Source organism: Flavobacterium sp., assembly GCF_043756175.1.
Classification (GTDB): Bacteria; Bacteroidota; Bacteroidia; order Flavobacteriales; family Flavobacteriaceae; genus Flavobacterium.
This window is the reverse complement of record NZ_JAYURN010000109.1, coordinates 1-20,466: the sequence shown is the minus strand read 5'-3', so window position 1 is coordinate 20,466 and position 20,466 is coordinate 1. Positions and strand designations below refer to the sequence as shown.

General features: G+C 30.5%; 20 protein-coding genes. 12 read left to right on the top strand and 8 right to left on the bottom strand.

Annotation, left to right across the window (positions count from 1 at the left end; all coding sequences use genetic code 11):
• Positions 1-3: 3 nt before the first annotated feature.
• Positions 4-387 carry a hypothetical protein gene (locus tag ACH2BP_RS08610; protein ID WP_395058948.1) on the top strand — a complete coding sequence of 128 codons (384 nt, stop codon included), beginning with the start codon at positions 4-6 and terminating at the stop codon, positions 385-387.
• A gap of 55 nt (positions 388-442) precedes the next feature.
• Here the strand turns inward: ACH2BP_RS08610 and mscL are convergent, their stop codons facing one another.
• The 3 genes from mscL to ACH2BP_RS08595 form a co-directional block, all read right to left on the bottom strand.
• Entirely contained in the window at positions 443-820 is a 378-nt protein-coding gene (gene mscL / locus ACH2BP_RS08605; RefSeq protein ID WP_395058946.1) for a large conductance mechanosensitive channel protein MscL, read from the bottom strand.
• Positions 821-903: 83 nt separating this feature from the next.
• A complete protein-coding gene (locus ACH2BP_RS08600) occupies positions 904-3,348 on the bottom strand; it encodes a bifunctional UDP-N-acetylmuramoyl-tripeptide:D-alanyl-D-alanine ligase/alanine racemase (protein ID WP_395058944.1) in 2,445 nt (814 codons plus the stop codon).
• Positions 3,349-3,353: 5 nt separating this feature from the next.
• The gene (locus ACH2BP_RS08595; RefSeq protein WP_395058942.1) at positions 3,354-3,977 is read right to left on the bottom strand and encodes a thymidine kinase; all 624 of its coding nucleotides are present in this window, start codon (positions 3,975-3,977) and stop codon (positions 3,354-3,356) included.
• 192 nt (positions 3,978-4,169) lie between these two features.
• Here ACH2BP_RS08595 and ACH2BP_RS08590 point away from each other — a divergent pair, with 192 nt between their 5' ends.
• The 3 genes from ACH2BP_RS08590 to ACH2BP_RS08580 are packed head-to-tail and all read left to right on the top strand — an operon-like array spanning position 4,170 to position 6,086.
• A complete protein-coding gene (locus ACH2BP_RS08590) occupies positions 4,170-5,024 on the top strand; it encodes a hypothetical protein (protein ID WP_395058940.1) in 855 nt (284 codons plus the stop codon).
• Positions 5,025-5,738: a 16S rRNA (cytidine(1402)-2'-O)-methyltransferase gene (gene rsmI / locus ACH2BP_RS08585; RefSeq protein ID WP_395058938.1), complete on the top strand. Its 714-nt coding sequence runs from the start codon at positions 5,025-5,027 to the stop codon at positions 5,736-5,738.
• 3 nt (positions 5,739-5,741) lie between these two features.
• A complete protein-coding gene (locus tag ACH2BP_RS08580) occupies positions 5,742-6,086 on the top strand; it encodes a HopJ type III effector protein (protein WP_395058936.1) in 345 nt (114 codons plus the stop codon).
• A 4-nt stretch (positions 6,087-6,090) separates the two neighbouring features.
• On the opposite strand, the gene ade is transcribed toward ACH2BP_RS08580, so the two are convergent.
• Positions 6,091-7,740: an adenine deaminase gene (gene ade, locus ACH2BP_RS08575; protein ID WP_395058934.1), complete on the bottom strand. Its 1,650-nt coding sequence runs from the start codon at positions 7,738-7,740 to the stop codon at positions 6,091-6,093.
• Between the two features lie 124 nt (positions 7,741-7,864).
• On the opposite strand from ade, the gene ACH2BP_RS08570 reads away from it, so the two are divergent.
• The 4 genes from ACH2BP_RS08570 (at position 7,865) to ACH2BP_RS08555 (ending at position 11,275) form a co-directional block, all read left to right on the top strand.
• A complete protein-coding gene (locus ACH2BP_RS08570) occupies positions 7,865-8,416 on the top strand; it encodes a hypothetical protein (RefSeq protein ID WP_395058932.1) in 552 nt (183 codons plus the stop codon).
• The gene (locus ACH2BP_RS08565) at positions 8,409-8,549 is read left to right on the top strand and encodes a hypothetical protein (RefSeq protein WP_395058930.1); all 141 of its coding nucleotides are present in this window, start codon (positions 8,409-8,411) and stop codon (positions 8,547-8,549) included. The genes ACH2BP_RS08570 and ACH2BP_RS08565 overlap by 8 nt, the downstream gene beginning before the upstream one ends.
• A 70-nt stretch (positions 8,550-8,619) precedes the next feature.
• Entirely contained in the window at positions 8,620-9,738 is a 1,119-nt protein-coding gene (locus ACH2BP_RS08560) for a VWA domain-containing protein (RefSeq protein ID WP_395058928.1), read from the top strand.
• Positions 9,739-9,817: 79 nt separating this feature from the next.
• Positions 9,818-11,275 (top strand): AAA family ATPase, encoded by a 1,458-nt coding sequence (locus ACH2BP_RS08555; RefSeq protein ID WP_395058926.1) that lies wholly within the window; start codon positions 9,818-9,820, stop codon positions 11,273-11,275.
• A 53-nt stretch (positions 11,276-11,328) separates the two neighbouring features.
• Here the strand turns inward: ACH2BP_RS08555 and ACH2BP_RS08550 are convergent, their stop codons facing one another.
• The 3 genes from ACH2BP_RS08550 to ACH2BP_RS08540 are packed head-to-tail and all read right to left on the bottom strand — an operon-like array spanning position 11,329 to position 13,058.
• Positions 11,329-11,568, bottom strand: coding sequence for a hypothetical protein (locus ACH2BP_RS08550; protein ID WP_011963201.1), 240 nt, complete (start codon positions 11,566-11,568; stop codon positions 11,329-11,331).
• A gap of 41 nt (positions 11,569-11,609) precedes the next feature.
• Positions 11,610-12,605, bottom strand: coding sequence for a glycosyltransferase family 2 protein (locus tag ACH2BP_RS08545; protein ID WP_395058924.1), 996 nt, complete (start codon positions 12,603-12,605; stop codon positions 11,610-11,612).
• Positions 12,606-13,058, bottom strand: coding sequence for a type I restriction enzyme HsdR N-terminal domain-containing protein (locus ACH2BP_RS08540; protein ID WP_395058922.1), 453 nt, complete (start codon positions 13,056-13,058; stop codon positions 12,606-12,608). It lies immediately after the preceding gene.
• Positions 13,059-13,112: 54 nt separating this feature from the next.
• Between ACH2BP_RS08540 and holA the strand changes: the two genes are divergently transcribed.
• The 4 genes from holA to ACH2BP_RS08520 all read left to right on the top strand — a co-directional run bounded on the left by holA (position 13,113) and on the right by ACH2BP_RS08520 (position 18,357).
• The gene (gene holA / locus ACH2BP_RS08535; RefSeq protein WP_395058920.1) at positions 13,113-14,117 is read left to right on the top strand and encodes a DNA polymerase III subunit delta; all 1,005 of its coding nucleotides are present in this window, start codon (positions 13,113-13,115) and stop codon (positions 14,115-14,117) included.
• Between the two features lie 66 nt (positions 14,118-14,183).
• Positions 14,184-14,366, top strand: coding sequence for a CAL67264 family membrane protein (locus ACH2BP_RS08530; protein WP_394759847.1), 183 nt, complete (start codon positions 14,184-14,186; stop codon positions 14,364-14,366).
• A gap of 42 nt (positions 14,367-14,408) precedes the next feature.
• Positions 14,409-16,100 (top strand): energy-dependent translational throttle protein EttA, encoded by a 1,692-nt coding sequence (ettA, locus tag ACH2BP_RS08525; protein WP_395058918.1) that lies wholly within the window; start codon positions 14,409-14,411, stop codon positions 16,098-16,100.
• Positions 16,101-16,170: 70 nt separating this feature from the next.
• On the top strand, positions 16,171-18,357 hold the full coding sequence (locus ACH2BP_RS08520) for a response regulator (RefSeq protein ID WP_395058916.1): 2,187 nt from the start codon (positions 16,171-16,173) through the stop codon (positions 18,355-18,357).
• A gap of 63 nt (positions 18,358-18,420) precedes the next feature.
• Here the strand turns inward: ACH2BP_RS08520 and ACH2BP_RS08515 are convergent, their stop codons facing one another.
• The gene (locus ACH2BP_RS08515) at positions 18,421-20,346 is read right to left on the bottom strand and encodes an OmpA family protein (RefSeq protein ID WP_395058914.1); all 1,926 of its coding nucleotides are present in this window, start codon (positions 20,344-20,346) and stop codon (positions 18,421-18,423) included.
• Positions 20,347-20,466 lie beyond the last annotated feature (120 nt).

Sequence of the window (20,466 nt, the reverse complement as noted above, 5' to 3'; positions counted from 1 at the left end):
AAAATGAATAACATATTAGAGAAATGTATTAGAGTTGGTGTTTTTGGTACCTTTTTAGGCCATGGAATAGTGGCATTGGGAATCAATCAAAAATGGATTCCATTACTTACCTGCTTTGGATTTACAGAAGAACAAGCAATCACTTTAATGCCGTATATTGGAATCGCAGATATTATTATCGCTTTTATAATTTTGGTTTACCCAATTCGTGTAGTAGTGGCATGGGCAATTTTATGGGCATTTATGACAGCACTAAGTAGACCCATATCTGGCGAAGTATTTGTTGAATTTGTGGAAAGAGCAGCTAATTGGTGTTTACCATTGGCATTACTCATAACACTAGGCATACCTACAAATTTTAAGAGTTGGTTACGAATTAGAGAGTAAAAAAAAAGGAGGATTTAAAATCCTCCTTTTTTTATTTATATAGTTTGAAACAATTTTATTTTTTTAATAAATCTCTAATTTGTGTCAATAATTCTTCTTGAGATGGTCCAACTGGAGCAGCAGGAGCAGCTTCTTCTTTCTTTTTCATAGAATTAAGACTTTTTACAATTAAAAAAATCACAAAGGCAATTACTAAAAAGCTAATTATTGCAGCTAAAAACTTACCATACAATATTCCTCCATCAGTTTTTAATCCAGCCAAATCTGCTACTTGAGCAGCTTTTAAAGCAGGGTTCAATAACGCAGGAGTAATTACATCTGATACTAATGATGTAACAATTGCACTAAATGCACCTCCAATAATAACTCCAACTGCTAAATCCATTACATTTCCTTTAGCAATAAAATCTTTAAATTCTGACAACATTCCCATAATTCGTTTGTTTTAAGTTAATTTATTTAGTTATAAAAAGCTAATTTAACATTTTATTTAAATAATAACCAAATATTATGAAATTATTCTCGATAAAAAATGCGTTTTACTCTACTAGAAATACTGGTTAATATTTCATAAGGAATAGTTCTTATAGCATTTGCAATGGTTGTAACTGATGGATTTTCACCAAAAATGATTACTTCATTTCCTTCAAAACAATTAATTTCTGTTACATCGACCATGAGCATATCCATACAAATACTTCCAATAATTGGTGCTTTTTCTTCATTAATTAGAACATAACCAATTCCATTTCCCCATGCACGTGAAATTCCGTCGGCATATCCTATAGGGATTGTGGCAATTTTTATTGGTTTATCTACCATAAATCGGCGATTATAACCCACGCTTTCTCCAATATTTAAATTTCGTATTTGTGAAATTATTGATTTTAGAGTTCCTACATTTTCAAGCTCTTTAGTTTCATTTATATCATTAGAAACCCCGTATAAACCAATTCCTAATCGAACCATGTCAAATTGAGCCTGAGGATAATTGCTTATTCCTGAAGTGTTTGAAATATGACAAATAGGATTTATTTTCAGTTCTGTCTTGATTTTATTAGATATTGTATCAAAAACAGAAATTTGTTTTTTTGTAAAAATATCGTTTATTAAATCATCGCTAGATGCTAAATGGGATAAAATACTTTTTACTTGAATCGAATCATTCTTCAGTAAAATAGATATAAGTTCTGGAATAATTTCGTCATCAAAACCCAAACGATTCATTCCTGTATTTATCTTAATATGTATGGGATAATTGGTAAGTTCTTTTTGTTCCGTAATCTTTATAAATGCTTTTAGACCTCGAATACTATATATTTCTGGTTCTAAATTATTTTGAATTATCGACGGATAGCTTGTCATTTCTGGGTTAAGAACCATAATAGGCAATTGGATTCCAGCTTGACGGAGTTCGATTCCTTCGTCGGCAAAAGCCACACCAAGATAATCAACTTTATGATGGGCGAGAAGTTTAGCAATTTCAAATCCACCACTTCCATAACCAAAAGCCTTAACCATAACCATAATTTTGGTTTTCGGATTTAGTTTCGATTTGTAGTAATTCAAATTGTGACTTATGGCATTCAAGTTAATTTCTAAAACCGTTTCGTGTGTTTTTTCCTCGAGTAAGGTTACGATTTTTTCGAACTCGAAATGACGAGAACCTTTTATTAAAATGGTTTCGTTTGCAAAATCTAAATTTTCAAAATCGGCAATAAAATCATAGGTTGAAACATAAGAAATAGCATTAAGAAATTTGTTTTTATATTTAGAAATCACATTTCCAATACATATTACTCGATTTATTTTGTTTGAAATAATAAGCTGAGAAACTCGAGCATATAAATTTTCGTTTTCTAATCCAGATTGAAAAATATCCGATAAAATGAGTGTTTTCTTTGAATGTTGTTTTTGATTTTCAAGAAAATCTAAAGCGATTTTTAATGATTGAAAATCAGAACTATAACTATCGTCAATTAAAGTACAATTATTAATACCATTTTTTACTTTCAATCGCATTTCAACAGGAAATAACTGCGATACACGATGCTCGATAGTGTCTAAATCATATTTCAAATACAACATTGTCAAGATACAATGCATGCTGTTTTCTAGGGAAGCTTCGTCAGTAAATGGAATTTTTATTTTAAAACATTTATCACCATTTGTAATATTCAAAATCGAATAATCATCGAAGGTTTTCTTTTGAAAAAAAACATCAGCAGACTTATCATTTGTACTCCAAGTAAAGGTTTTTATTTCCGATTTTAGAAATGCTTCAATCGTTTTGTTTTTATTGAGAATTAAAACTTCGACGTTAGAGAATAGTTTTAGTTTCTCTTTTATTTTCTCAGAAATATCTGTAAAACCTTCATCATGAGCATTTCCAATATTGGTTAAAATTCCAATGCTGGGCTGAATTATCTTTTGAAGATTTTCCATTTCTCCTCTAGTAGAAATTCCAGCTTCAAATATCCCGAAATTATGATTTTCATTAATTCCAATCACTGAAAGTGGAACACCTACTTGCGAATTGTAACTTTTTGGACTTCTAATGATATTATAATCAGGGCTTAAAAGAAAATTAAGCCATTCTTTTACAATAGTTTTTCCGTTACTTCCCGTAATTCCTATGATTGGAAAATGAAATAAATTACGATAATAGCTTGCGAATTTTTGTAAAGCAACTAAAGTATCTTCGACAATTAAAAAATTAGCTTTGTCTTTTAATTCTTCTGGAATATGAGTTACAACAAAGTTTTTAACATCTTTAGAAATTAAATCTCCAATATAAATATGAGCATCATTATTAGGACCAACTATTGCAAAAAACAGCGTGTTTTCGTTGTTTTGAAGGGAACGACTATCTATCGAAACATTATCGAAATGAATATTTTCGGCAATACCTTTGAAATCGGAATTTAGAATTGGAATTATATTATTTAAAGATATTGTCAATTGGTTTAATTATTTTTCTTTGATAAATGTTCAACATCTTTTACAATCATATTTTCTCTCATCGCATTATAATATGCCGCACGACTTAACGGTTCATATTCTTCTGTCTCACCAAGCATAACGAGTTTGTTATTATCGGTTTTACGAAAACTATAATTGGCAAGGTTCCCCGTTCGAGTACAAACGGCATGCACTTTTGTCACATATTCGGCAGTTGCCATAAGCGCAGGCATGGGTCCAAAAGGATTTCCTTTATAATCCATATCCAATCCAGCCACAATAACTCGAATGCCAGAATTCGCAAGATCATTACAAATTTTGACAATCTCATCATCAAAAAATTGTGCTTCATCAATTCCTACAACATCACAACCTTGAGCTAAAATAGCAATATTGGCAGCAGCAGGAACAGGAGTAGAGCGAATTTCGTTTTTGTTGTGCGAAACGACCATTTCTTCATCGTATCTGGTATCTATGGATGGTTTAAAAATTTCGACTTTTTGTTTGGCAAATTGTGCTCTTTTTAATCTACGAATTAATTCTTCGGTTTTGCCCGAAAACATTGATCCGCAAATAACTTCAATCCAACCAAATTGCTCTTTATGATTTACTGTATTTTCGAGAAACATTTTTTATTTTTATAACGATAAAAATGAATAGTTTTTATTACTTTGTAACAGAACAAATTTATTAAAAAAGATAAGCTTTATTGAGTATAATAGTAAAAGTTATGAAATAATTATTAAAATATTTTTTGTATAAATAAAAAATTAGTATTGATAATTATTACAGGTTCCAAAATATAAAAATATAGAATACACATGAAAAAAAAGTTAGAAGCCGAATTAATTAGCATTGCGCACCGAATTTTACAACTAAAACATAAAGATGATGTTCGTGAATTGCATCATGAAGCTCAAAAATTATACGAAAAACTATCTGTTTTATTATTTGTAGAAGAGCATTTTAGCGAAACAAAACCTACAATTGGTTTACAGGATACAGAAGTTATAGTTGAAAAAGCATTCGATTTTGATGAAAAAATTTCAGTTATAAAAGCTAAAGAAGAAATTATAATTCATGATATAAATGAAGAAATTCTTCCTGTAAAAGCAGTTGTTGAAGAAGTGGAAGCGGCAATTGAAGAACCAAAACTAGTTGTTGAAGAACCAAAAGCGACAATTGAAACTCCAATTATTGAAATTCCTAAGCCAGAAAAAAAGCAAGTTTCGATAGATGATTTTTTAAGTAATATGCAACCTGAACCTATTTTTGAAAGAGTTTCTAATTCTAAAAAAACAGAAGATTCTAAAATTCCAGTTGAAATATCAAAAATTATAGAAGATAAAATTGAAGAAAAAGTTATTCCAGAAGTAAAAATTGAAACAGAAATTTTTTTTGATAAAGTAGATATCAAACCTTCTATAAATCTTAATGACAAACTTAATAGAAGTGTAAATATTGGATTAAATGACAAATTGGCTTTCGAAAAACAATTGTTTGATGGAAGTGCAGAAGATTTTAACCGAGTAGTTTCACAAATATCTACTTTCGATTCCTTAGAAGATGCTAAGAATTTTATTGATGAATTGGTAAAACCAGATTATAACGACTGGAAAGGAAAAGAAGAATTTGCAGAACGTTTTATGGAATTTGTAGCAAGTAAATACGTATAAATGGGGAAATTATATCTTGTTCCAACTCCAATTGGAAATCTGGAAGACATGACTTTTCGCGCTATTCGTGTGCTTAAAGAAGTCGACTTGATTCTTGCGGAAGATACTCGTACAAGTGGAAAACTCTTGAAGCATTTTGAGATTTCGACACACATGCACAGTCATCACATGCATAACGAACACAAAACAATCGAGAATATTATAAAACGCATACAAACTGGTGAAAACATTGCCCTAATTTCCGATGCGGGAACTCCAGCAATTTCAGATCCAGGATTTTTGCTTACTCGAGCTTGTGTCGAAAATAATATAGAAGTCGATTGTTTGCCAGGAGCTACGGCATTTGTGCCTGCTCTAGTAAATAGTGGTTTTCCTAATGACAAGTTTATTTTTGAAGGCTTTTTACCTGAAAAAAAAGGACGTCAAACCCGTTATTTGTCTTTGGCAGAAGAAACTAGAACCATGATTTTATATGTTTCTCCACACAAATTAGTAAAAACATTAGGTGAATTTGTCCAATATTTTGGTGCCGAAAGGCCTGTTTCAGTTTCTCGAGAAATATCTAAACTACACGAAGAAACCATTCGAGGGACTGCTGAAGAAGTCCTAAAACACTTTGAAACAAAACCACCAAAAGGGGAAATTGTAGTTATTGTGGGCGGGAAAATTTCTGTAAAAGAAAAAAAAGAAAACAAATTTGATAACGAGGATTAGTTTATGGGAATAAAAGACTTTATAGAAAAATTAAATAATTCAGCTGAGAATATAACTTTTGAAGAAACAATAACAGTTATTGAGCAAAATTATATTTTTACTCCAACAGCTTTTCAAAATGGTTCTCAATATAATAATATAGGCGAGAATTCAGGTTCTTGTAAATTATTTGCTTTTGGATTATTACAAAAATTATCTGAAATTCAAATGCTTACTTGTTTTGGTTCTTATTATTTTGAAGAAGTTTTGGGAAATCCAGAAGGTACAAATCATCAAAACATCCGTAATTTTATAAAAACGGGCTGGAATGAAATAAGATTTGAAGGAGTTCCTTTGGTTTTAAAATAATAATTTATTCCACTTCCAAATCCACAAACGAAAAAGTATTCCCACTAAATAATCCTTTGTCCGATAATTTTAAATCAGGAATTACAAGAAGCGCCATAAACGAAAGTGTCATAAATGGCGCTTTTAGCGTACTACCTAAATCTTTTGCCATGGCATCAATTTCTTGGTATAATTTTCCGGTTTCCCAACCATCTTTATCACTCATAATTCCTGCAACAGGTAAGGCTAATGATTTATTTTGATTACCATTTACGGCACAAATTCCGCCAGTATTTTTTATAATTAAATTGACAGCATTGCAAATTTCTTCGTCCGATGTTCCTACAACCACAATATTATGGCAATCATGTGCTACGGAACTGGCAATAGCGCCTTTTTTCAAACCAAAATTCTTAATAAAAGCGACTGCTGGTTTGGTATTGTAATATCGGTTTACAACGGCCATTTTCAGAATATCATTATCAATATCTGAAACGAGTTTTCCGTTTTTTATAAGTGAATTATGATGAATTTCGTTCGTAATTAGTTGCCCTTCCAAAGCTTCAATGACTCTAATTTGCTTCGCCTGTTCGCTTACGCTCGGGTTTGATGCGGATCTCGGAATTTGAAAGTCACTAATTTCCTTTTCTGTAATATTAAAATTATTTGGTGTTTCAAAATCAACATGTTTTACAAACGATTGTCCGTTTTCGGCAACCAATTCGCCATTGATATAGGTTTGATTGACTTTAAAATTCACTAAATCTTCTACGATAATAAAATCGGCAGCATCATTTTCTTTCAACAAACCAACCTTCATTTTGTAATGATTTACTGGATTTACACACGCCACTTGCAAGATTTTGAAAACATCAATTCCTTTTGCAACAGCACGAGCACAAAGCAGATTGATATGTCCTAAAATTAAATCATCGGGATGTTTATCATCAGAACAAAACATCATATTTTCATAATTTTCTGGAAGCAAATCTATCAATGCATCAAAGTTTTTCGCAGCACTTCCTTCACGAATAATAACTTTCATACCAAGAGACAATTTTTCTTTCGCTTCGTCATAAGTAAAGCACTCGTGATCGGTTGTAATTCCTGCCGAAATATATTTTTTTATAGGTTCTCCTCGTAATCCTGGTGCATGACCGTCAACAGGTTTGTCAAAATGTTTTGCCCAAGCAATTTTCTTTAAAACTTCATCATCATCAAATAACACACCAGGATAATTCATCATTTCCGACAAATAATAAATGTCTGGAGAAGCCATCAATTCTTTAATCTCTTCGGAATCAATAATGGCACCAGCAGTTTCAAAAGCAGTTGCAGGAACACACGATGGCGCACCAAAATGAAATTTCAGCGGTACTTTTTTTCCGTTTTCAATCATGTAATAAACACCTTCTTTTCCGAGTACATTGGCAATTTCGTGCGGATCAGAAATAGTAGCAACCGTTCCGTGAAGGACAGCAATTTTTGCAAATTCAGAAGGAACAAGCATCGAACTTTCGATGTGAATATGAGCATCAATAAATCCTGGAAGAATATATTTTTTTGTCTCATTATTTTTCTCAATGATAGAAATAATCTTACCGTTTTCGACAGTAATTTCACCTGAAAAAATTCGTTTTTTCTCTATATCGACGATTTGTCCTTGAATTTGCATTTTGTTTATTTTAAATAAAGTAATAAAAGCCAAAAGTAACACCATTTTTTATTTTTGCAGTATTTTATTAATTGTAATCAGTTATTTGTTGTTATTTTGTACCAATATTGTTAATAAAAATGTTGTGTTACTAAATAAATTTAATCCCAGTTCTAAATCATTTAAAAATACTTTTTGTGTTTTTAATGAAGTTGAAATTAAGACTATCGAATCTCTAATTCCGAATTACAAAAGCGAATCTGGTAGTCAATATTTTTATACAGAAGCCGGAATGTATAGACTTTCCAATCATTGGGGAAGATTGGCAAATAGTAAGTGGCGATTGGTTGCTTTCGAACCAGAATCGACATCCAAAACTAAATTAGGTTTTGCAAAATGGGATAGTTTTTATCCAGACAATAACTTCGAAAAATTATATTATTTAGAAGCTGATTTCGATAAAAACACGATAAATTACCAACACAAAAATAATCCTGATTTTGATAATACACCAGTTTTAAGAAACACATTAGAAACAGCAAAAAGAATAAAACAAGCCAGAAATATATTAACTTTGACTAGTTGGGCAAAATATTTTAGTAATGAAAACATTGATGAATTAAGAAAAAAAATTGTCAATGAATTAATTTATACAAATAAAAATTTAGAGGAAATAAAACGCAATTGTCATGAGTAGAAACACCGAAAAGAATATCAAAAAACACAATGATAAGCTGCATAAAGCTCAGGATAAAGTAAAAAAAGCAAAAGTTGATCGAGCAGCACAACTAAAAGCTATTGTGAAAAAATTTAATGAACCAAAAGACTAATGTTTATTTTTAACTAAAAATTAATAAACGTTTCATAAATCTAAAAAATAATTTGTATTACTTTTAGATTATGAATAAGGAACACAAAAAAGGATTTTTTTTCAAGCAATATGAAGCTCCATTTCAATCTCCGTTCGATAAACTTTTTTCTGTTTTCAAAGAGTTAATTACACACACTTCAGGAGATTTTGATGAGGCCATAAGTTGGTTGCGAGAGCTTGATGTCGAATATAAATTGACAACTGCAGAATATACCATCGACGATTTTATTGAAGATTTAAAGAAAAAAGGATATATTCGAGAGGAGCTAAAAGAAGATGGAACAACAGGAACTGGAATTACTGCTAAAACAGAAAGAGCTATTCGTCAAAGTGCTTTAGATCAGATTTTTGGAAACATCAAGAAGTCAGGAACTGGAAATCATAAAACAAAACAAACAGGAAGTGGTGACGAGCATACTGGAGAGTTAAGAGAGTTTCAGTTTGGAGATGGTTTACAACGAATTTCTTTGACAGAAAGCCTGAAAAATGCACAAATAAATAATGTTGTTGATGATTTTATGCTTACCGAACAAGATTTGGTTGTAGAAGAAACGCAATTTAAAGCTCAGATGAGTACTGTTTTAATGATTGATATTTCTCACAGCATGATACTTTATGGAGAAGATCGTATCACACCAGCAAAGAAAGTTGCGATGGCACTTGCCGAATTAATTACAACTAGATATCCAAAAGACACACTTGATATTTTAGTTTTTGGTAATGATGCTTGGACGATTCCAATTCGGGACTTGCCATATTTAAAAGTAGGACCATATCATACTAATACAGTGGCAGGATTACAGTTAGCAATGGATTTGTTGAGACGAAAAAGAAATACCAATAAGCAAATTTTTATGATTACTGATGGTAAACCAAGCTGTGTTCGCGAAAAAAATGGCGAGTATTATATGAACAGTAATGGCCTTGACGAATATATTGTAGACAAATGTTATAATCAGGCACAACAAGCCCGAAAATTGCATATTCCAATTACTACTTTTATGATTGCAAATGATCCATATTTACAAAAATTTGTCAATCGATTTACAGAAGCCAACCAAGGCAAAGCATTTTATACGGGACTAAAAGGTTTAGGTGAAATGATTTTTGAAGATTACGAAACAAATAGAAAAAAGAGAATAAAATAGAATTTCAAAAAACTAATAGTAAAATAACATAATAGAAGCTATAAAAACTCTACTATCTACAGCTAAAAAACAACAACAAATGACAAATATAAAAACACTTGGAGAGCTCAAAGCATCAGGATATAAAAGCCAAAGTATTAAAGATGAATTACGTAACAATCTTCGAGAAAAAATAAAATTAGGAAAGCCAGTCTTTGAAGGAGTTTATGGTTTCGAAAATACTGTAATTCCAGAACTAGAAAGGGCTATTCTTTCCCGTCATAATATTAATTTATTAGGACTCCGTGGTCAAGCTAAAACGAGATTGGCTAGAAAAATGATCGAATTATTAGATGAATATATTCCTGTTGTGTCTGGTTCCGAAATTAATGACGATCCGTTAAACCCAATTTCTCGTTTTTCTAAAGACTTAATTCAGGAAAAAGGCGATGCAACCCCAATAGAATGGATGCATAGAAGCGAACGGTTTTTTGAAAAACTCGCTACACCAGATGTAACTGTGGCTGATTTAATAGGAGATGTTGATCCAATAAAAGCTTCAAATTTAAAACTGTCTTATGCTGATGAGCGTGTAATTCATTTTGGTATGATTCCACGTGCCAATCGCTGCATATTTGTGATTAATGAATTACCTGATTTACAGGCTCGAATTCAAGTTTCTTTATTCAATATTTTGCAAGAAGGTGATATTCAAATTAGAGGATTTAAACTTAGAATGCCACTTGATATGCAATTTGTATTTACTGCAAATCCTGAAGATTATACAAATCGTGGCAGTATTGTTACACCTCTAAAAGATAGAATAGGATCGCAAATCTTAACCCATTATCCTGAAAATATTGAGATTGCAAGAACGATAACACACCAAGAATCTAGATTAGATAAAGCACAATCTGATTTGGTTTATGTTCCCTCTTTGGCTAAAGATTTGTTAGAACAAATAAGTTTTGAAGCTCGTGAAAGTGAGTATATTGATAATAAAAGTGGTGTTTCTGCTAGATTAAGCATTACCGCTTATGAAAATTTGTTGAGTACAGCAGAAAGACGTGCTTTAAAATCTGGTGCTGACAAAACTGCCTTACGATTATCAGATTTTATGGGAATTATTCCATCAATTACAGGTAAAGTAGAATTGGTTTATGAAGGAGAGCAGGAAGGGTCAGCTGTTGTTGCACAACATCTTATTGGAGATGCAATTCATACTTTCTTCCCAGCTTATTTTCCAAAAATTGAAAAACTAGAACGTGCCGATGCTAAAAATGAATATTCTGAATTAGTTGAATGGTTTTTTACAGAAAGTGGTTTCGAGTTATTAGATGATTGCTCGGATGAAGAATACCAATCGATTCTTGACAATGTAAAACCTTTAGAAAATTTAATCCAAAAATACCTACCAGAATTAATAAAAGAAGACAGGAATTTCATGAAAGAATTTATCCTTTGGGCATTGGTCGAATATGATAAATTAAGTAAAGATCGTTTCGAAAATGGTTATCAATTTAAGGATATGTACGGAAGTTATATTAGTAAATTATAACTAGATATTTTACTAATAAAAAAGGGTTTAGAAAATTTCCAAACCCTTTTTTATTACTCGTGATCTGGTTTCAGATTAAATAAAGCAAAGTTTTTAGATTTCTTTTCATAAGCTTTAAAAGAAATGTCACTTGGATTTGTAATAGCAGTTTTTAGTGTGATTTTATCACCTAATTTGAAGTTAGAAACAACCATTTTATAATCCAATAAGTATTCTCCGCAAAAGAAATTTCCGTTTTCGTCTTGTTCTATCAGTCCTGTAAAAAGGCCTTTTTTTTCTAGCGATTTTGTCATAATAATATTCTATAAAGAAAGTACAAAGGTAATATTAATCTCTAAAAATTGTTTGTAAAAATATTTATATTTTTAATAAAATAACTATAAACAATGGTTTTCGTCTTGTAATATTTTTTAAATTGATTTGAATCACGTTTTCCTAAAAACTTAAAAATAAAAAAATAAAAATAAAAATGTGATTGTAAAACTGCCCAAAAATGGGTCCATTTTCCTTGTGTTAAAAAACGAATTCCTGCAATTCCGTCTAAACTTAATCTGATAAATAATGTAGGAAACAATTGGTTTGTGGGTAGATTTTTAAGCATCATCCATAAAGAATTTCTGAAGTTCAAGAAAGTTTTTTTAGGGTTTTCTGTACTTAAAGTAGCTCCACCAACATGATAAACTGTCGATTCTCCACAGTATTTTGCAATATATCCTTTATTAAATGCTCTCCAACACAAATCGATTTCTTCTTGGTGTGCAAAAAAATCGGAATCAAAACCATTTAGCGCTCTAAAAACTTCTTTTCTAATGAAAAAACAAGCGCCAGAAGCCCAAAATATTTCGGTTGTTTCGTTATATTGACCGTTATCTTTTTCAATAGTATTAAAAATGCGTCCACGGCAAAAAGGAAAGCCATATTTATCTATAAATCCGCCACCAGCACCAGCATATTCAAAATATTCCTTGTTCTTATAATCAAGTATTTTAGGCTGAATAATACTTGTTTTGGGTTCATTATCAAATAAAGTTATAATAGGTTGCAACCAATTCTCCGTAACTTCTATATCAGAATTTACTAAAGCATAAATTTCTTCTTCAACTTCTTGTAAAGCTTCGTTATAACCTTTTGCATACCCAAAATTTCCTTTGTTTTGAATGATTTTTATCGTTGGATAATTAGATTTCACAAACGAAATTGAATTATCACTAGAGGCATTATCTGCTATATAAATAGTAGCTTCTTCAGAGTATTGAAAAACCGAAGGTAAAAACTGTTCTAACAATTTTTGACCATTCCAGTTTAATATAACAACAGCTATTTTTTTCAATTACAGTTTACTTTTAAAATTAGGTAAATCATTTTGAAATTGATATTTTTCATTTTCAAAATCCATTTGACAAAAGTAATGATTTTGACCGTTAGTAACCATTAAATATTCGGATTCTAAGACCATGTTGTATCTTGCAATTTGATCGAATGTATTTTGGGAAATAGGAATTTCTGGTGCTTTACATTCAACAAGTAAAAATAACTTTCCATTAGGTTGAAATACAACAATATCATATCGTTTAGTTAGACTATTTATTTTAATAACTTTTTCTACATTAATATAAGATTTTGGATATTTTTTTTCTTTCAATAAAAACCGAACTACGTTTTGACGCACCCATTCTTCAGGCGTGAGAATCACAAATTTTTTACGAATTTCATCAAAAATTGAAACTTTATTTTCACTATTTTTGAACCGAAATGTATAAGTTGGAAAATTCAGTTTTTGCATTTTACAAATCTATTATCAAATAAACGAATTACCAAATAACCAAATAAACATTTTGTGGACAAAGTATTAAAAATAATTAACGATATAAAAGCTGGAAATATAAAACCAATTTATTTTTTAATGGGCGAAGAACCTTATTATATTGATAAATTATCGGAATATATAGAGCATAATGTATTGCAAGAACACGAAAGAGATTTTAATCAAACGGTTTTGTATGGTCGTGATATTACAATTGAAGATGTGGTTTCGAATGCAAAACGGTATCCGATGATGGCGGATCGTCAAGTGGTTATTGTAAAAGAAGCACAAGATTTAGTCAAAACAATCGATAAATTAGAATCGTATGCCGAAAACCCACAACCAACAACAGTTTTAGTCATTTGTTATAAATACAAAACTTTAGATAAGCGAAAAAAAATCACAAAAATTTTAGCTCAAAAAGGAGTTGTGTATGAAAGTAAAAAATTATACGAAAACCAAGTAGGCGAGTGGTTAAAGAGAGTATTGCAAGGAAAGAAACTCAATATCGAACCCAAAGCAGCTGCTATGTTAGTCGATTTTCTTGGGACTGATTTAAGCAAAATAGCAAACGAATTAGACAAATTAGCCATTATTTTACCACAAGGAAGTACAATTACACCAGCAATTATTGAAGAAAATATTGGATTTAGTAAGGATTTTAATGTTTTTGAATTTAGAAAAGCAATTGGGGAACGCAATCAATTAAAATCATACCAAATTGCTGATCATTTTGCTCAAAATCCAAAAGATAATCCAATGGTGGTTACTACAAGTTTGGTTTTTAGCTTTTTTATTCAGTTATTAAAATATCATGGTCTAAAAGACAGAAATCCGAAAACGGTAGCTCCAATATTAGGAGTAAGTCCTTTTTTCTTAAAGGACTATGATGTAGCTTTACGTAATTATCCTATGAAAAAAGTGAGCCAAATAGTGGCATCTTTACGCGATATTGATGTAAAAAGTAAAGGTGTTGGTGCCAATGCTTTACCACAGTCCGATTTATTGAAAGAAATGTTGGTTAAGATTTTTAATTAACATTGAAAAATATTTAAAAAAGAACGATATTTGTACCCCTCAAATTAAATAAAAAAAAAGAAAACTATGGGAATGAATAAAAATACAATTTTAGGTTGGGCAACTTTAATGATGATAATAATGGGATTAGTACTAATCGGTTTAGGAGCATACAGATATGCTGATATAGCTGGTTGGGGCTTTGCTACTGTTGGCTTTGGTTTTTTACTAAATGCTTGGGTCTTTAGCTCTTTAAAGGGTAGACTCTAAAAATATTTAAGAATTATAAATTTAGAATTAAAATAACATAAAATGTCAGACGATAAGAAAGTAATATTCTCAATGTCAAAATTGAGTAAAACCTACCAAGGTGCAGATAAACAAGTATTAAAAAACATATATTTAAGTTTCTTTTATGGAGCAAAAATTGGGATTTTAGGTCTTAATGGTTCAGGAAAATCTTCACTTTTGAAGATTATTGCTGGAGTAGATAAAAATTACCAAGGTGATGTAGTTTTTGCACCAGGTTATACAGTAGGATATTTAGAACAAGAACCAATCCTTGATGATTCTAAAACAGTTATCGAAATAGTTCGTGAAGGTGTTGCAGAAACTATGGCAGTACTTGATGAGTTCAACAAAATAAACGATATGTTTGGTTTGCCAGAATATTATGAAGATGCTGACAAGATGGAAAAACTAATGGATCGTCAAGCAGCTTTGCAAGACAAAATAGATTCGTTAGGAGCTTGGGAAATAGATACCAAACTAGAAATAGCTATGGATGCTTTGCGTACACCAGAAGCTGATACACCAATAAAAAATTTATCAGGAGGAGAACGTCGTCGTGTAGCTTTATGTCGTTTGTTATTGCAACAGCCAGATGTTTTGTTGTTAGATGAGCCTACGAATCACTTAGATGCAGAAAGTGTACTATGGTTGGAACAACATCTAGCACAATATGCAGGAACTGTAATTGCAGTAACACACGATAGATATTTCCTTGACAATGTTGCTGGTTGGATTCTTGAATTGGATAGAGGAGAAGGTATTCCGTGGAAAGGGAATTATTCTTCTTGGTTAGATCAAAAATCCAGTAGAATGGCATTAGAAGAAAAAGTAGCTTCAAAACGTCGTAAAAACTTAGAACGTGAGTTGGATTGGGTTCGTCAAGGGGCAAAAGGTCGTCAAACGAAACAAAAAGCACGTTTGCAGAATTATGATAAGTTATTAAACGAGGATCAAAAACAATTAGATGAAAATCTAGAAATCTATATTCCAAACGGACCTCGTTTAGGAACTAATGTTATTGAAGCTAAAAATGTAGCCAAAGCTTTTGGAGATAAATTATTGTATGATAATTTAAATTTTACTTTACCCCAAGCTGGGATTGTTGGAATTATTGGGCCAAACGGAGCTGGTAAATCTACTATTTTTAGAATGATAATGGGAGAACAAGCTACAGATTCTGGCGAATTTACTGTTGGAGAAACTGTAAAAATCGCTTATGTAGATCAATCTCATTCTAATATAGATCCTAACAAATCGATTTGGGAAAACTTTGCCGATGGTCAGGAACTGATTATGATGGGCGGAAGACAAGTAAATTCCCGTGCATATTTATCTCGCTTTAACTTTGGAGGAGGTGAACAAAATAAAAAAGTTAACACCCTTTCGGGAGGAGAACGTAATCGTTTGCATCTTGCTATGACATTAAAGGAGGAAGGAAATGTATTATTATTAGATGAACCTACGAATGATTTAGATGTTAATACTTTACGTGCTCTAGAAGAAGGTTTAGAAAATTTCGCTGGTTGTGCTGTGGTTATTTCTCACGACAGATGGTTTTTAGATAGGATTTGTACTCATATTCTAGCATTTGAAGGTGATTCGGAAGTGTATTATTTTGAAGGGGGATTCTCGGAATATGAAGAAAATAAGAAAAAACGATTAGGAGGAGACTTAACACCTAAACGATTGAAATATAGAAAATTAATAAGGTAATATTATTTAATTGAATCCTGACAAATGTCAGGATTTTTTTTTACATTAGTTTTTTGAAAATGTTCTCATTATGAGTAAATATAAATTATTTTTCTTTCTTTTTTCCATTGTTTTTTTTCAGAACTATTCTTTCTCACAAGAAAAAAAGACCGTACAAGAAATTGTCGAATTAAATACGCAATCAAAAAACTATTTTAAACAAGGTAATTTTGAGAAATCGATACAAATATCTCGTATTGCATTGCATCATGCAAAAATTATTGGAAACGATACTTTAGTAGCTATAAGCTGTCAAAGAATAGGAATGAACTTCGAAGAATTAAAAGATTTAAATAAAGCATTATTTTTTTATAACAAATCTTTAGATTATGCTACAAAAGCTAAAAGTGGAAAAATAAAAGCAAACGTCTATAATGATTTAGGAAATATAAACTCTAAAGATTTATTAAATCAGTACAAAAAATCACTTTATTATTATCAAAAAACTAAAGAATACTACGAAAGTAAAAAAGACTCCACAAATTTAGTAATGGTAAATTTGAATATTGCATGGACATATTTTGATGAAGAACAATTTGATTCGGGTTTTAAAAATTTGGATTTTGTAAATAAATATCAAACGAAATTTGGAGATAAAGACTATATTATCTCAATTAATATGCTAAACGGGATGTATCATGCAGGAAAAGGAGATGATACTAAAGCCAATTATTATTATCGTAGGGGAATAAATGAAGGTACAGGAATAGATTTTAATGAAGAAAAACAATTTTTACATTTAGAATATGCTAAGTTTTTAGCTAAAAATGGTGATTATAAAAACGCTTACGAAAATCTCGCAAAATATAATGAGATAGTCGAATCCCTTTTTAATAAAGAAAAAATGGCAAAAGCCAATCTCGCAGCTAGAAATATAGAATTTGATATTTACAAAAGTGATATCGAAAAACTAAAAACAGACCAAAAATTACAATCATTAAGTTTAAAAAAATCAAAAACAATATTAAGTTTGTTTGTAGTAATACTAATATTTTTGTTATTACTTTTTTATAGTTTATACAAAAATTTTAATCTAAAAAAACAAAATAACAATGATCTTACAGTTGCAAATTCAGATCTTCAAATTGCAAAAGAAAAAGCAGAGGAAGCAACAAGGCTAAAGTCTCAATTTGTTTCGACAATTACCCATGAACTAAGAACGCCACTTTATGGTGTTGTAGGAATCACCGATTTGATTGCTGATGAGCATCCAGAACTTAAAAATAGTCAGTACATAAAATCATTAAAATTTTCTGCAAAATATTTATTAGCATTAGTAAACGACATATTGCAGATTTATAAAATTTCAGAAAATAAAATTGTTCTAGAAAATTCTAAATTTAATTTGAAAGAAGAATTAGTTTCTATAATTGATAGTTTACAATTTTTAGCCTCAAAAAATAAGAATAAAATAAGTTTAGAGCTAGACTCAACAATTCCTTCATTTATAATTGGCGATAAGATTAGATTGTCCCAGATTTTTATGAATTTGATTAGTAATTCACTCAAATTTACAGAAAAAGGGAAAATAATTATTAATGCAAATGTTCTAGATAAAAAAGATGATTTTTGCATAATATTTTTTGAAGTAATCGATAATGGAATTGGAATTTCCAAAGAAGATCACGAAAAAGTATTCCAAGAATTTGTTCAGATTGAACGCCGAGATGACGATTATCAGGGAACAGGTCTAGGATTGCCTATTGTAAAAAAACTCATACAACTTTTCGGTGGAGAAGTTAATTTAGAAAGTGAAGAAAATAAAGGAACAAAAATAAGCTTCTCAATTAAATTTAATATTCCATTTGAAGAAACTTCAAATATTTTAACTGTTGAAAATAACACTAATCCAGTTAAAAAATTTCTAAATGTGCTTTTGGTTGAAGATAATAAGATCAACCAGATGGTTACCAAGAAAATATTGAAAAATTTTGGATACAATACAACCATTGTCGATAATGGTTTTGAAGCAATTGAGATATTAAAATCTGAAAAATTTGATGTTATACTTATGGATATTAATATGCCAAAAATAAATGGTTTTGAAACCTCAAAACTAATCCGAGAAATGATTGTTTTAACACCTATTATTGCACTTACAGCATTTGATAAACAAGAAATTAATCATCAAGTAATTGAGGCAGGAATGAATGGTATAATTGTTAAACCTTTTGAATCTAATATATTAATTGATTTGATTTTAAAACTAACCAGTTAATTACTAAAAAACCTTTTAACATATAGTTAAAAGGTTTTAGTAGAATTAATATAATTAACTTAACTATTCCATTTTAAGTACTTTAAATATAGATCGACGGTTTAATTGGTGTGCTACTTCAGAACAATCTATACCATCTTTACAATCATTGACTAAACTATATTCGCCAAAACCTTCAAATTTTTTGATTCTATTAGAATTTACACCTTTAGAAATTAAATAATCATGTGTCGAATTTGCTCTGCGAATTGCTAATGCTTCGTTGTAAGTAAAACTACCACGGCTATCTGTATGAGACTCTATTTCTACAGCCATTGTAGGATAAGTTGTATTCATCAAATAAGCAATTTTATCTAGCTCGACAGCTGCATCTTTTCTAATATTTTGCTTGTCAAAATCGAAATAAATATTATCAACATTTACACCTGCAAGAATATCAACATCTTGTACAGGATCGAGTTCGAAATCTACAATTATATGTGGTTTTCCTTTAGTGTTTCTAGTATCTCCAACTTTCAATTTTGAGTTGTATTTTACTTGAGAGGCTTCTAAATTATATGTAGTTTCTCTATCGGCAGGAAATTTATATTTGCCTTTATCATCGGTAATAAAATCGGCAATAATATTGCCATCTTTATCTTTTATTACAATTTTAGCATTAGGAATTGGTTGTTTGTTTATAACATCAGTAACAGTTCCTTTTATTTCAAAAGGAGGAATTCTGTCAAACCCGTAAATGTCATCATCACCTTTTCCGCCTTCACGATTGGAAGCTATAAATCCTGTTTCACCAGATTCGTTTAGGAAGAATGAAAAATCATCCATATTAGAGTTTACTGGAATTCCGAGATTAATAATTTCTTGTATATTACTGTCAATGTCCAATACTGTTGTGAAAATATCTAATTGACCAAGTCCTTGAAGCCCATCTGAAGAGAAGAACAGATTTCCGTCAGAATGCACAAATGGGAAAACTTCTGACCCTTCGGTATTTATTTTATTTCCTAAATTTACAGGAGTTCCGTATGAATCGCCATTTACACTTACTTTATAAATATCAGATTTTCCATAGCCTCCAGGCATATCCGAAGCGAAATATAGTGTTTTCTCATCAGCAGATAAACTAGGGTGACCTACAGAATAATTTGTGTTATTAAAAGGAACTTCGGTAATATTTGTCCATTTATTGTCTTTATTTAAGGTAGAACGATATATTTTAAGGTTATTAGTTCCTTCCGCATCTTTTCCTTTTTTGTTATTAGTGTAATTATTTCTAGTAAAAAACATTGTTTTACCATCTTTTGAAATCGAAATTTGACCTTCATGAAATTTTGTATTTACATTCCCTTTTACGTTTTCAACTTCAGAAAAATCATCACCTTTTTTAGTAACTTGAAACAAATCTAAAAAAGGTTGCTGGTTCCAAGAATATGTTCTTTTTATTCCCACACCTTTGTCTCTGCTTGATGCAAATGTGATTACTTCATTTTTTTCGAAAGCACCAAAATCACTTAATTCAGAATTGAAAGGTACTTCTTTAGAAAAAAACTGTGGTTTGATTTGAAAAACATTGGTAATAAAATTTTTGTCCTGCATTATTTTTTGAATACGAGAATCGACAACGCCCGTTTCCTTGTATTTATTAATCCAAACTTCCGATTCATCATACTTTTTTAATGCTCGTAATGCCAAAGCATAATTTAAATAATATTCGGGCTCTACTTTGTCTTGTTTTACTACATCCTTATAGTAAACTGAAGCATTTTCTGGATCACGAAGCATCGCATATGAATCTGCTAAACGTCGTTTTGCATAGTCTGCATTATAATTATTAGCTAACATTTCTTTGTACATATCAATCGCTTTTACAAAGGAAAAACTGTTATATAAAGCATCTGCTTTTTTCTGTTTACCAAATTGAGCTGAAGCCGATGGAATATTTCCAAATAGGATAACAGATATCAGGATATATTTTAGTATTGATTTCATAATTCAGACATTTTTAGTTTAGAAATAACGTGGAGATTTATATTTGGAGTTATCAAATTTAAAATCAAACATAATCATAATTTCATGAGATCCACTAGTAAAGGGTCTTATTTTTGAAAT